The following is a 12,278-nucleotide window of genomic DNA, read 5'->3' as shown; positions in this document are numbered from 1 at the left end:
GCCGCAGCAGCTGCTGGCGCAGGGCGGGCTGGCCGCGGCCCAGCGCATAGAGGGCATCGGCGCTGGCGGGCTGCTGCGGAAAGCGCTCCAACAGCTCGCCCCAGAGGGTCTCCGCCAGCGGCGCCTGACCGGCAGAGGCAGCGGCCTCGGCGCTGCGCTTGAGGACCACGGCCGCCAGCGGGTCGCGGCCCCAGCCCTGACCGCGCAGCAGCAGCACCTGGCGGGCGGCGGGGGTCTCGGGCCGGGCACTGAGCAGCAGGGCGGCCTCGCGGCGGCGCTCCGGGTCGGCACTGGCGTGGCGGATCCGCCCCAGCTCGGCCGGCGGGGTGGTGGGATCGAGTTCGACGCCCCTCTGGCTGAGCAGCTCGCGACCCGCCACCAGGGCCAGTCCCGTGCCCAGGCAGGTGAGGCCGATCAGCAGGGCGCCCCGGGAAGCGGGGGTGCCGCCTGGGGAGCCGGAGGGGGTCTCGCCGGAACGGCTGGCCGCGGTCGGGTTGGCGGCGGTCGAGTTGGCGGCGGACGGGCTCGGCGCTGGCAAGGGCCGCTGGCGGGTTTGGGCATTCTGCGGGAGTTGGCATTGTGGGGAGAACCGCGCCCCGGGCCATGGGCCTGCTCCAACCCCTGCAGCGCCGGCTGCCCGCCCTGCCGCCCCTGCTGACCACCCTGCCCGGGGCGGCCCAGCGGCGGCGGGCCCTGCGGGTGCTGGCAGCGGCCGGGCTGGTGATGCTGCTGCGCCCGATCTGGCCGCTGGCGCTGCTGCCGGGTTGGCTGGTGGGTGCCCTGCTGCTCTGGGCCGCGATCGAGCTGCTGCGCTGGGCCTGGTGGCCGCGACGCTGGCGCTGAGGCAGCCCGGAACAAGCCCTTAGCCTGGCCGCTTGCTCGGCACTGCAGCGCGATGGTGGAACTGGCCCCCTTCCCGGTCGGTCAACCCCTGGAACCCGGCAGCGCCAGCTTCGGCACCGACGGCATCCGCGGCCGGGTGGGCAGCGTGGTGACGCCCGCCCTTGCCCTGCAGCTGGGCTTCTGGTGCGGCCAGGTGCTGCCGGCCGGTGGGCCGATCGTGCTCGGGCGGGATTCCCGCTGCAGCGGGCCGATGCTGGTGGCAGCCCTGGCCGCGGGTCTCACCGCCGCCGGCCGCGAGGTGTTCGACATCGGCCTCTGTCCCACCCCAGCGGTGCCCGGGGCGATCCGGCGGCTGGGGGCCAGCGGCGGGCTGATGGTGTCCGCCAGCCACAACCCCCCCCACGACAACGGCATCAAGGTGTTCGGCGCCTGCGGCGCCAAGCTCGGCCGGGAGCAGCAGGCGGCGATCGAGGCGGGCCTGCACGGCCCGGCCACCGCGGCGGAGCTGCCGGGCAACGGGACCCTGCACCGACGCGACGACCTGCTGGTGGTCTACCGCCAGGCCCTGCTGGAGAGCGTCGGCGGGGCCCGGCTGGATGGGCTCAAGGTGGTGCTCGATCTCTGCTGGGGCTCGGCCACCAGCTGCGGCGAGGCGGTGTTCCAGGAGCTGGGGGCGGATCTCACCGTGCTGCATGGCCAGCCTGACGGCAGCCGCATCAACCAGGGCTGCGGCAGCACCCACCTGGAGCCGCTGCGGGCTGCGGTGCTGGAGCGGGGCGCGGCGATGGGCTTCGCCTTCGATGGCGACGCCGACCGCATGCTGGCGGTGGACGGGCGCGGCCGGGTGGTGGACGGCGACCAGATCCTCTACCTGTGGGGCCAGGCCCTGATGGCCGGCGGCCAGCTGCCCGACAACCGGATCGTGGCCACCGTGATGAGCAACCTGGGCTTCGAGCGGGCCTGGCAGGCGAAGGGCGGTCTGCTGGAGCGCACCGCCGTGGGCGACCAGTACGTCCACGCGGCGATGGAGGAGCTGGGGGCGGCCCTGGGGGGGGAGCAGTCGGGGCACATCCTCTCGGCCCAGCACGGGATGAGCGGCGACGGCCTGCTCACCGCCCTGCAGGTGGCCAGCCTGATCGGCGCTCAGGGGGGCTCCCTGGCCGACTGGATGGACGGCAGCTTCCAGCCCTACCCCCAGAAGCTGGTGAATGTGACCGTGCCCGACCGGAAGCGCCGCACCGAGTGGGAACAGTGCGGCACGCTGCGCAGCGCCGTGGCCGCCGCGGAGGGCGCCATGGCGGGGCGGGGCCGGGTGCTGGTGCGGGCCAGCGGCACCGAGCCGCTGTTGCGGGTGATGGTGGAGGCCGCCGAGCAGGGCGACGTGGACCACTGGGCCGGTCACCTGGCGGCCCTGGCGGAGCAGCACCTCAACGCCGCCTGAGCCAGCCGGAAGGCAGCGGGAGCTCGGCTTCAGCCCCAGTCACGCAGGCGCTCGGCGGCCAGGGCCAGGGCGCCGTCGCAGGCATCGCCGGCAGGGGGCAGCAGCCGGGCAGTCGGCAGCCGCAGGGCCAGTTGCTCGGCAAAGCCCTGGCGCAGCTCCGCCAGATGGGTGACGGCCCCACCCACCGCGCACACCGGCGGGTCGTCCAGGCCCAGGGCCTCCGCCACTCCGCCCACCAGCAACGCCAGGGCCTCGGCCGAGCGGGCCAGAATCCTCTGGGCGTGGGGATCGCCGCTGGTCGCCAGCTGATCGAGCAGCGGCGCCAGGCGTGCAAACCCCGCCGGCCCGAAGCCCGGATCCACCACCGCCGCCTTCACCGCCTGGGCGTCCTCGGCGCCAAGGGCCTGCCAGAGCCGGGCCCGCAGGGGGGTCTCGCTCAGGCGCCCATCGGCCATCTGCACGCTCAGGGCCAGGCCGTCGCGGCCCAGGTCCATGGCGGAGCCTGCCCCATCCAGCAGCCAGCCCCAGCCGCCGCAGCGGTGGGTGCGGCCGGCACCATCGCGACCCAGGGCGATGCAGCCCGTGCCGCTGATCACCAGGATGCCAGGCCCCTGGGGGAAGGCGCCCCCCAGCGCCGTGCGCTCATCCCCGGTGACGGCCAGCCGTGCAGGCGGCAGCCCCAGGGCGTCTGCCGCCAGGGCCAGTCCCTGCTGCTGCACGGCGCTGCCGTGCTCGATGCCGCTGGCGCCGATGGCAGCGGCCGCCAGGGGCAGCCCTGCCACCCCGGCGGAGCCCTCCTCCGCCCGCAAACGGAGGTCTGCCCGGGCCGCCGCCAGGCTGGCCGTGAGGGCCACCATGAACAGCTGCGGGCCGTGCGGGGCTGCCAGATGGCTGACACCGCCCCCCTCGCCCTCCGCCAGCTGCTGGCGGCGGCCATCGGCCCCCACCCAGGCCAGGCGGCAGCGCGTGTGGGTCTGACCCGCATCGAAGCCGGCGATCAGATGGCCGGGGGGCAGAAAGGGCCCGGGCCGGCCGCGGGCAGGCTCACCGGCCACCGGGATCGAATCCAGGCCCATCAGGGCGCGCCGGGGGCCTCAGCGCCGCTGGCCCCAGAATCCGAGGATCGACCAGGCCCGGCGTCAGCCGTTCGGCTCACCGCCAGGCTGGCCAGGCAGAACCAGCCGGTGAGCTGCACCTCCGGCCGGAAGAAGATCGTGTCCGTGGCCCCCTGCACGCACAGACCCGCGATCGCCGCCACCGCGGCCAGGGCCGGCAGGGCCCAGCTGGATTCGCCCCGCAGCTGGGCCAGGCCCTTGCGCAGGCTGGCCAGCAGCAGCCCCAGACCCGCCAGCAGGGCGGGGATCCCGCCCTCCACCAGCAGCTCCAACGGCACCGAGTAGGCGCTCAGGGCGTTGAACTTGGGCTGCTGATAGAGCGGGTAGATCAGGTTGAAGGCCGTGTTGCCCGGCCCGATCCCCAGCCAGGGCCGCTCCTGCACCATCTGGAGTGCCGCCAGCCACACGTTGATCCGGAAGTTGTTGGAGCTGTCCTCGCGGCCCACGAACAGGCTCATCACCCGCACCTGCAGCGCCTCGATCTGGGTCACGGCGACGACCAGCACCGCCACACTCACCAGCAGCACCAGCAAGGGCACCAGCCGCCGCCACAGGGCCGGCCAATGGCGGATGGCACGCAGCAGCAGCAGCAGCCCCACCACCCCAAGGGCCGCCACCATCCCCAGCCAGCCGCCGCGGCTGTAGCTGAGCAGCAGGGCCACGGCCCCGAGCACCAGGGCGGCGGCGGCATAGAGCCGCTGGGGCCAGCTGCGCCAGCGCAGCAGCGCCACCACCGCCAGGGGCAGGATCGGGATCAGGTAACCCGCCAGCAGATTGGGGTTCTCCAGGGGGCCGTAGACGCGGACCGTGCCATCGGCCACGGAGTTGGGATCGGCCCAGCGGGCCAGTGCGCTCGCGTCCCCGTAGAGCTGGCGAATGGCGATCACACTGGTGGCCAGCTCGCCAGCCAGCAGGGCAGCCACGATCCGATCCCACCAGGGGGGAGCGACCGCCAGAAGCTGGCGCATCAGGGCATACACCCCCAGGTAGCTCACCAGCTTGGCCAGACCCTTGGCCGCCGCGATCGGCACCGGCGAGAAGCCCGTGGCCAGGATCATCACCCCGAGCATCACCAGCAGCCAGCCGCTGATGGGGCCAATCCGGCCGGGAGGCGTGCACAGGGCCCAGAGCACCCAGAGCAGGCCCGAGGCGGTGATCAGCAGGCTGAGGCCGCCGCGGGTCACCAGCGGCAGGCCGGCCATCAGGGCGCAGAGCACCAGGCCCGCCACCAGGCTGAGCCGCGAGGCCAGCGGCCCCTCGGCCCCCGCCAGCAGCCCCTGCCAGCGCAGCAGCCAGGGGGTGGCCGGTTCGGCCGGCGGGATGGCCTGGGTCATGCGGCGGGTGGTTCGGAAGCCGGCGTTGTCGCCGGGTCGTCGGGCGGATTATCGGCGGCCCGCTGCCATTCCTCCAGATCCGCGAGGGGCGGCAGGGGGGCACCAGTGCGCCGATACAGCGCCCGATACACCGGCAGGCCCTGGCTGAGCACGTAGGTCTCGCGCTCCGTGGGCACCGTCAGCGGATTGGTCTCGCGCCAGGGCCGCGCATCCTCAGCGGGGCGCTCGAAGCAGCCGCTGGCCTCGGTGAGGGCCACCATCGGCTCGATCACCGCCAGAACATCGCTCTGCAGGAACAGCTCCCGCCCCGGAGCCAGGGCACCGGCGAGGCTGAGCAGTAGCTCCGGCTGCAGCACCCGACGCTTGTGGTGTTTCTTCTTGAACCAGGGGTCGGGGAACTGGATCGACACCCGCTCCAGCTGCCCGGCCGGCAGGGCCGCCAGCCACTCCTGCAGGCTGATGTTGGCATTGCAGAACTGGAAGTGCAGCTGGCCCAGCCCCAGGGCATCGCGGTCCGCCTGGGCCGCCTGCACCAGGGCGCGGCGGATCTCCACCCCCAGGTAGTTGCGCTGGGGTTCGGCCTGGGCCAGGGCCAGCAGAAAGCGCCCGCGGGCGCAGCCGATGTCGAGGTGCAGGGGCCGATCGGGCTCGGCGAACAGCTCGGCCGGCGGCGGCAGGGGCCGGGGCTGCTGAAAGAAGCGGCTGAGCGGGTTGACGTGCTGGCGGACCATCGCGGGCGGGTTCAGACCTCAGGCTCGGGCGTGGGATCGTCCAGCAGGAAGCCCCAGCTGGCGGTGTAGCCGTGCAGGTGGGTGGTGCCGTCCACCGGCCCGATCTCGCCGTTGCAGAAGGCACCGGCGATCGGGAGCCGGGGGAAGAGGGCGCCCGCCAGCTCCACATCGCCGTCGGCGCGACCGTAGAGACCCTCGCCCCGGCCCAGGCAGGCGAACAGCAGCGCCGCCAGCGGCTGGCCGACGCGCCGTTGCAGATCCCCCAGCAGCTGCTCCTGCTCCTGGCGGGAGGCGCCGGCGTCGCGCAGCTGGAACTGCACCTGCTGGCCCACCCGCACCCGCTCCGCCACCGCCACCGCGCCGTTGCGGGGATCGACACCGATCAGGTTGCGCACCAGGAACGCCGGGCGCTGCAGCCCGTCGTCGGGGCCGCCGAGCTGGAAACTGCTGCGGGCCACCCCCAGGAACAGCGAGTTGCGCACCAGCTCCTTCTCCGCCGGCGGCAGGGTCTCGAGAATGGCCTGCAGGCAGGCCACCGGCGTGCCGCGCTGGTCGCCGGCACTGAGCAGCTGCAGCACGTTGCGCTCGGCCTTTTCCACGGCGAACACCGGACCGATCGGCCGGCAGCCCTGGGCCACCACAGGCTCGATCCGCCAGCGGCCGCCGATCAGGCAACCCACCGCGCCGCCCACCACCCGGTCATCGAAGAACAGGGAGCCGTGAGTGGCACTGTGCTGGCCGGCGATGCCACCCACCTTGGCGATGCCGGGATAGGCGTAGTCGAGGCCGCTGATCAGGTCGTTGATGGCCGGGCAGCCGGGATCGACGAACAGCAGCATCGAGCGGCCCCGCTGCGGATCGGCGCCCACCCACTGGATCCACTGCTGGCCGGGGCCATCCAGATCGGGCAGGGCGTCGCCCTCAAGCTGGAACAGCTGCAGGTCGGCGCCGGGCAGATCCAGCAAGGTGACGCTGAGGGCTGGCTGCTGCTCCAGCTCATGGGGCAGGCCGTCTGGGCCGGTGCCGACCACACCACCACCGGCGCAGCCGAGCCAGTGGCGGGCCGGGATCGCCTCCCGCAGCAAGGGCAGCAGCCGCTGCAGGTCGCTGGCGAAGGCCGTGGAGCAGAACACCAGGGCGAGATCGGCTAGCTGGGGCGCCTGGCCTGGTAGGCGCGGGCGACGCGGGGTCTGGCGGCTGAGATCGCGCACGATCTCGGCCACAGCCAGCTCGAGGGCCACCGCCCGGGAGAGCGCCGTGCGACAGCGGGCCACCCTGCCGCGGCGGGCTCGCCAGGGCAGGGACCAACGCCGCGCAAGCTGGGCCGGAAGACGTACCGCCATAGGCGGACCCTACCGTGGGCGCGCCTGCCGCCCGGGGCGCGCCGGGGCGCGGATAATGGCACCTCCCTGAGCCCTCTCCGTGCCGGACCTGTTGCCCTACCGCACCCTTGTCTGGCTCGACTACCGCCTGGGCGCGATCTTTGCCCTGGGGCTGCCGCTGGTGTTGCTGATCTGGGCGGCCCTGAAGCGGGAGCAGGCCCTGCTGCGCCTGTTGGGCATCTACTGGCGCGTGGCCAGCCTGCTGCCGATCACGGTGCTGCTGCTGACCGACGCCAAACCCCTGGGCTACCTGCTGGGGGCCGTGGCCCAGCTGCTGCTGGTGGCCTCGGTGTGGTTCTGGGTGGATCTCAACGAGGAGCTGGCCGACCTGCCCCCCTGGCGGCCCCTGCCCTTCACGGTGCGGGCCTGGCGCTGGGGGCTCACGGTGTTCGGGCTGCTGGGGGCGGCCCTGAGTGCCTCGGCCTTCCGCTGCCTGGCGGGCGCCCTGCAGCAGCCCGTCTGCGCCGTGTGGCTGGAGGCCCCTAAGGGCCTGCACCTGCACGTGGCCAAGGTGTTCTCGTTCGTGTTCGGCGGCGACTGGACCTCCGCCGTGGCGGCCTTCGTGGGCTACCTGGGCCTGGTGGCCTACGTGGTGGGGCTGCTGCAGTGGCTGCTGGTGCGGCTGCCGAAACAGGGCCGCGTGGCCGGCGGCTTCTGAGGGGACGTCCGGTGATGCCATCCCAGCCCCTGTCCGTCGCCGAGCTACTGGCAGCCCTGGAGGAGCTGAGCCGCTCCCGGGCGGATCGGGTGCTGCGGCTGCGGGGGCGCCTGCCGATCCAGGGATCGGCGGCAGGCGCGCCTGGGGCGGCCGAGGGCTTCGAGCCCTTCGAGCTGCTGATCTTCCGCGGCTTCTCCAGCAGCGTCAGCCATCCCACGGCCTTTGATCCGGATCAGCCGGCCCTGCCGGAGGGGGCGGTGGTGGAGGCCGCGGAGCTGCTGCAGGGCCCCCTGAACCCGGCGGCCGAGCGGGTGCTGGCGGGGCCGGGGCCGGTGCAGGAGTATCTGAGCGCTGATCGTTGGTAGTCGGCGTGAGCGGCGGCGGCAGGCCTGATCAGCAGCTGTCGAGCTGATCGGGTGCGGCAGGGCTACCAGAGCTCCTGCGGCGGAGCCAGCAATCCCCTGGCAGCAATCGGCCGGCGCGGCTGGGATCCCAGCCTTCAGCCCTTCGGGCCAATCGGCCGAAATCGGCCGAAGCCATCCCCGGCCCAGAACTCGAACCAAACAAAGGCCCAACAACTAATTGGGCCCTACGCAATAACTTTTGGAAGCAAAAGCCGGTGACTGGATTTGAACCTGCGACCTACTGATTACGAATCAGTTGCTCTACCACTGAGCTACACCGGCGTTGCCACGAACTTAGCATTCGGCCCTCACCCGCTGGCTGCCGATGGTCCCTCCCACCCGTGACTCCCTGGACCCGGCCCTGCGCGCCCGCCTGCTGCAGGAGGCCCGCACCCCCTGGCGGGGCCTGCGGCAGGGACTCTGGCTGGCCTTCACGGCATCGGGCGCGGTGGGGCTCGCCGCCATGGCGCTGCGGGCCTCCGCCGGAGGGGAGGTGGCCAGTTCAGACCTGCTGATCCAGGTCGGTGCGCTCAGCCTGTTCGGTCTGCTGCTCTGGAAGGATCGCAGCGGTCCCCTCGATCAAGCTGGGCTCTCCGATGGGGAGGTCGGCCGGGGCGGCGGCGATGGGCGCTGACGCCACAGCGGCCTCCGGCGCTGATGCAGGCTCCGGGGCCGGCTCGGGCTCCCGGGGCTCTCTGTGCTCGTCTGGCTCAGGGGAGTCATCGAGTTCAGCAGTCCCGGTGGGTTCCATGGGCTGCTTGGCCTCGGCGGGCTCAGCGGGCACGGTGGAGTCACTGGGCTCAATCGGCTGGCCTGGCTCGACTGTTGCGCCCGACTCCCGGAACTCGACTGTTGCGCCCGACTCCCGGAACTCGACGGTTTCGCCCGACTTCGGGAGCTCGTCGGGCTTACTGGGCGCAGTGGGCTCGTCGGGCTCGCTGGGCGCGGGAGGCTCGGATCCCAGGTCGGGAACCTGTCCTTGGAACGGCGCGGCTTCAGCCACGGCCTCGACCGGCGCGCTGACCCCTGCGGTTGTGGCCCGTGCCGGGGAGGCCGCGGGCTGAGGCTGGGGATCGAACCGCAGGGGAGCCACCAGCAGCAGGGGCAAGCCCAGACTGAGACGACGATCGGCGGCCTCGGCCTGGCTCAGGGGCGTGGTGGCCGCCACAAGCTCCGCCCGGCGGCTGAGCATCCACAGGGCCTGCACCAGCTGGTGCCACTGCCACTGCAGCAGCACCAGCACCAGGGCCGCCGCCAAGAGGCCGATCAGCCGGGAACTGCCGGCCAGGGGCGACCAGGACCAGGCCAGGCCAGCCGCCCGATCCGCCCACCAGAGGAGGGGCAGCGACAGGGCAGCGCCAGCACTGGTGAGCAACTGGAGTGGCAGGGACTGCTGCAGGGCGCTGAGCCGCAGCTGATCGGGCCGTCGCCCCCGCAGCGGCACCTGCAGCAGCAGCAGCGACCACAGATCCGGCGGCAGGCGCCAGAACAGGAAGGCCGAGCCCAGGCCACCCAGGGCCCAGACCAGCACCCGCTCCAGGCCGGGCCAGGGCCCCGGGTCGGCGCCACCAAGCAGGAGCACCAGCAGCACCGCCTCCAGGGGCAGGGCCGCCAGGCCGAGCAGCTGCAGCCAGAGCAGCGGTTCACGCCGGGCGGGATGGCCCGCGGGATCGGAACCCTGGTGCAGGTCGGCCCGGCTGGTGGTCACGGTCAGACGCTGAGGGTGCGGCGCTGGGTGACCAGCTTGAAGGCCTCCACCCGGTCACCGTCCTGCCAGTTCGCGAAGCGATCGGTGCCGATGCCGCACTCGAAGCCGGTGGCGACTTCCTTGACGTCGTCCTTGTTGCGGCGCAGGGAGTCGAGGTCGCCCTCGAACACCTTCTCCTTGCCGCGCCAGACGCGCACCTTGCAGTTGCGCTGCAGCTTGCCGTTGGTGACATAGCAGCCCGCCACGGCGCTCTTGCCGATGGTGAACACGGCCCGCACCTCGGCCTCGCCCAGGCTCTCCTCCACCAGCTCGGGCTCCAGCAGGCCCTCCATGGCCATCTGAATGTCCTCGAGCAGCTTGTAGATCACGTCGTAGTCGCGCACATCCACGCCGGTGGCATCGGCGGCGCGCTTGGCGCCGGGAGCCATCGAGGTGTTGAAGCCCACGATCACGGCGCCGGAGGCGGCCGCCAGATCCACGTCGGTCTCGGTGATCTCGCCCGGCGCCGAGAGCAACACCCGCACCTGCACTTCGCCCTGGGGGAGCTGTTCCAGGGAGCCGAGGATGGCCTCCACCGAACCCTGCACGTCGGCCTTGAGGATCAGGTTGAGCTCCTTGAGCTCGCCCTCGCTCGCCTTGCCGGACATCGACGCCAGCGACACCCGACGCGACGCCATCTGCTGGGCCAGGCGGGTGGCCCGGGCTTCGTTGGCGCGATCGCCCACGACGGCGCGGGCGGTCTTCTCGTCCGGGTAGACCTCGAACTCGTCACCGGCGGTGGGCACCTCGCTGAAGCCCAGGGCCTCCACCGCGTAGGAGGGGCCGGCCTCCTTGACCCGCTTACCGGTGTCGTCCACCATCGCCCGCACCTTGCCGAGCACGGGGCCGGCGGCGACCACATCGCCGGTGCGCAGGGTGCCGTTCTGGATCAGCAGAGTGGCCACCGGGCCCTTGGCCTTGTCGAGGTGAGCCTCGATCACGGTGCCCTTGGCCATCCGATCCGGGTTGGCCTGGAGGTCTTCGACCTCGGTCACCAGCAGGATCATCTCCAGCAGCTGGTCGATGTTCTCGCCCTTGATGGCGCTCACCGGCACCATCACGGTGCTGCCGCCCCAGTCTTCGGCCACCAGCTCCAGGGCCGAGAGCTCCTGCTTGACCCGCTCAGGCTGGGCACCCTCCTTGTCGATCTTGTTGATCGCCACCACGATCGGCACCTCGGCGGCGCGGGCATGGCTGATGGCCTCCAGGGTCTGGGGCCGCACGCCGTCATCGGCGGCCACCACGAGCACTGCCACGTCGGTCACCTTGGTGCCGCGGGCCCGCATGGCGGTGAAGGCCTCATGACCCGGGGTGTCGAGGAAGGTGATCTTGCGGTGCTCCCCGGCGTGGGGGATCTCCACCTGATAGGCACCGATGTGCTGGGTGATGCCGCCGGCCTCGCCGGCCGCCACCCGCGTCTTGCGGATCGCGTCCAGCAGGCTCGTCTTGCCGTGGTCCACGTGACCCATCACGGTCACCACGGGCGGACGGCGGATCAGGTGAGCCAGGTCGCTCTCCTCGATCATCTCCACCGTCTTCTTGGCGGCCTCCTGGACGTCGTCCTCGAGCACCGGCACACCGAATTCCTCGGACACCGTCTCGATCGCCGTCAGGTCGAGGGTCTGGGTGACCGTGGCGATGATGCCCTTGAAGAACAGGCTCTTGATGATCTCGGAGCTCTCGACGCCGAGGCGATCGGCCAGCTCCTGCACCGTGAGGTTGCCCTCCGGCACCACGAGCATGTCGGGGCGCACGGCCTTGGCGTCGCGGGCGGCCCGCAGCTCCATGGCGCGGCGGCGCTGGCGCTGGCGGGTGGTCTCCTTCTTGCGCTTGCGCATCGCCGCCACGGGCTTGGCGGTGGGGGCGGCCGCCTTGCCGCGGGGCTTGGCGGGGCGGGCCAGGCTGGCCTGCAGCACCTGGGCCTCGTATTCGCCGGCGTAGCCGCCGGTCTCAGCCGTCAGCGCGTCGTCGTTCTCGCCAATGATGTGGACCTTGGTGCGCTGCTTCTGGGGCGAGCGGCTGCGCAGGGCCTCCAGCTTGGCGCTGTCATCCCAGTCGGGACGGCGGGCCCGGCCGGGTGGCTGGGGCGTGCGGAAGCCGGGGCGACGGGGCGCCGAGGGCGGCGTGGCGGTGGGCCGGGTCGGCGCATCGGGCGCACCAGCCCCTCCTTCGGCGGCGGTGGGCCGGCGCGGCGGGGCCGCCATCGGCCTGGCGCCGGGCTTCTGCAGCTGCATCAACTCGCCCGGAGCCACGGGCTTGCGCATGCCCTGGGGCATGCCGGGACGGCCTGGGGCACCCGGGCGGACCGGGCCCGCGGGTCCGGCGGCATCGCGGCGGATCGGCTTGCCCACCAGTTCCACCTGGGCCCGCACCGGCGGCGAACCGGGCTTGGCACCCTGCTGGCCAGGGCGCACGGGGGCCGGAGCGCCGGGGCGCACGGGCATGCCGGGGCGCTGGCTCAGGGAGGGGCGACCGGCCGGGGGCGCGGGTCGGCTGCTTCCACTGCCCTGACCCTGGCCGGGCTGGGGGCGGCCCACCAGCTGGGGCTTGACGGCGCCGGGGCGTGCAGGTGCAGGAGTACCGGGGCGCTGGGGGGCAGAGGCGGGGCGAGCCGGGGGCGCGC

At 73.0% G+C, this 12,278-nt stretch carries 10 protein-coding genes, 1 tRNA gene and 2 pseudogenes; 5 read left to right on the top strand and 8 right to left on the bottom strand.

Going from position 1 to position 12,278, the window contains the following annotated elements; all coding sequences use genetic code 11:
- Positions 1–538, bottom strand: a pseudogene (locus CJZ98_RS19150) (hypothetical protein); the annotation flags it as partial.
- Positions 539–603: 65 nt separating this feature from the next.
- On the opposite strand from CJZ98_RS19150, the gene CJZ98_RS14730 reads away from it, so the two are divergent.
- On the top strand, positions 604–843 hold the full coding sequence (locus tag CJZ98_RS14730; RefSeq protein ID WP_094591883.1) for a hypothetical protein: 240 nt from the start codon (positions 604–606) through the stop codon (positions 841–843).
- 52 nt (positions 844–895) lie between these two features.
- Entirely contained in the window at positions 896–2,284 is a 1,389-nt protein-coding gene (gene glmM / locus CJZ98_RS14725; protein ID WP_094591882.1) for a phosphoglucosamine mutase, read from the top strand.
- Between the two features lie 29 nt (positions 2,285–2,313).
- On the opposite strand, the gene CJZ98_RS14720 is transcribed toward glmM, so the two are convergent.
- Genes CJZ98_RS14720 through CJZ98_RS14705 form a run of 4 tightly spaced genes read right to left on the bottom strand, consistent with a single transcriptional unit; the run spans position 2,314 to position 6,807 of the window.
- Positions 2,314–3,360, bottom strand: a complete 1,047-nt coding sequence (locus CJZ98_RS14720) for an N-acetylglucosamine kinase (RefSeq protein ID WP_094591881.1) — start codon at positions 3,358–3,360, stop codon at positions 2,314–2,316.
- A complete protein-coding gene (locus CJZ98_RS14715) occupies positions 3,360–4,733 on the bottom strand; it encodes an IctB family putative bicarbonate transporter (RefSeq protein ID WP_094591880.1) in 1,374 nt (457 codons plus the stop codon). Before CJZ98_RS14715 ends, CJZ98_RS14720 begins: the two co-directional genes overlap by 1 nt.
- Positions 4,730–5,464: a tRNA (guanosine(46)-N7)-methyltransferase TrmB gene (gene trmB / locus CJZ98_RS14710; protein ID WP_094591879.1), complete on the bottom strand. Its 735-nt coding sequence runs from the start codon at positions 5,462–5,464 to the stop codon at positions 4,730–4,732. The genes CJZ98_RS14715 and trmB overlap by 4 nt, the downstream gene beginning before the upstream one ends.
- Before the next feature lie 11 nt (positions 5,465–5,475).
- The gene (locus tag CJZ98_RS14705) at positions 5,476–6,807 is read right to left on the bottom strand and encodes an FIST signal transduction protein (RefSeq protein ID WP_094591878.1); all 1,332 of its coding nucleotides are present in this window, start codon (positions 6,805–6,807) and stop codon (positions 5,476–5,478) included.
- A 79-nt stretch (positions 6,808–6,886) separates the two neighbouring features.
- On the opposite strand from CJZ98_RS14705, the gene CJZ98_RS14700 reads away from it, so the two are divergent.
- Both CJZ98_RS14700 and CJZ98_RS14695 read left to right on the top strand, forming a co-directional pair.
- Entirely contained in the window at positions 6,887–7,504 is a 618-nt protein-coding gene (locus CJZ98_RS14700; protein ID WP_094591877.1) for a DUF3177 family protein, read from the top strand.
- A 14-nt stretch (positions 7,505–7,518) separates the two neighbouring features.
- Positions 7,519–7,869, top strand: coding sequence for a DUF7734 family protein (locus CJZ98_RS14695; RefSeq protein WP_198537849.1), 351 nt, complete (start codon positions 7,519–7,521; stop codon positions 7,867–7,869).
- A 249-nt stretch (positions 7,870–8,118) separates the two neighbouring features.
- Here the strand turns inward: CJZ98_RS14695 and CJZ98_RS14690 are convergent.
- Positions 8,119–8,190: transfer RNA gene (locus tag CJZ98_RS14690), tRNA-Thr, on the bottom strand.
- A 43-nt stretch (positions 8,191–8,233) separates the two neighbouring features.
- On the opposite strand from CJZ98_RS14690, the pseudogene CJZ98_RS19475 reads away from it, so the two are divergent.
- Positions 8,234–8,410, top strand: a pseudogene (locus CJZ98_RS19475) (photosystem II assembly family protein); the annotation flags it as partial.
- Here the strand turns inward: CJZ98_RS19475 and CJZ98_RS19470 are convergent.
- Complete coding sequence (locus CJZ98_RS19470; protein WP_315855769.1) at positions 8,411–9,616, bottom strand: low-complexity tail membrane protein; 1,206 nt, start codon at positions 9,614–9,616, stop codon at positions 8,411–8,413.
- A 2-nt stretch (positions 9,617–9,618) separates the two neighbouring features.
- Positions 9,619–12,278 (bottom strand): translation initiation factor IF-2 (gene infB / locus CJZ98_RS14675; protein ID WP_232756505.1); only part of this gene is annotated, 2,660 nt, incomplete at its 5' end.

Origin of the sequence: Vulcanococcus limneticus LL (genome assembly GCF_002252705.1) — a bacterium.
GTDB classification, from domain to species: Bacteria; Cyanobacteriota; Cyanobacteriia; order PCC-6307; family Cyanobiaceae; genus Vulcanococcus; species Vulcanococcus limneticus.
This window is presented reverse-complemented; position numbering and strand designations above follow the sequence as displayed.

Excerpts from the sequence above, each read along its gene's own strand:
- CJZ98_RS14730 (WP_094591883.1), top strand. The coding sequence starts at position 604 with ATGGGCCTGCTCCAACCCCTGCAGCGCCGGCTGCCCGCCCTGCCGCCC.
- glmM (WP_094591882.1), top strand. The coding sequence starts at position 896 with ATGGTGGAACTGGCCCCCTTCCCGGTCGGTCAACCCCTGGAACCCGGC.
- CJZ98_RS14720 (WP_094591881.1), bottom strand. The coding sequence starts at position 3,360 with ATGGGCCTGGATTCGATCCCGGTGGCCGGTGAGCCTGCCCGCGGCCGG.
- CJZ98_RS14715 (WP_094591880.1), bottom strand. The coding sequence starts at position 4,733 with ATGACCCAGGCCATCCCGCCGGCCGAACCGGCCACCCCCTGGCTGCTG.
- trmB (WP_094591879.1), bottom strand. The coding sequence starts at position 5,464 with ATGGTCCGCCAGCACGTCAACCCGCTCAGCCGCTTCTTTCAGCAGCCC.
- CJZ98_RS14705 (WP_094591878.1), bottom strand. The coding sequence starts at position 6,807 with ATGGCGGTACGTCTTCCGGCCCAGCTTGCGCGGCGTTGGTCCCTGCCC.
- CJZ98_RS14695 (WP_198537849.1), top strand. The coding sequence starts at position 7,519 with ATGCCATCCCAGCCCCTGTCCGTCGCCGAGCTACTGGCAGCCCTGGAG.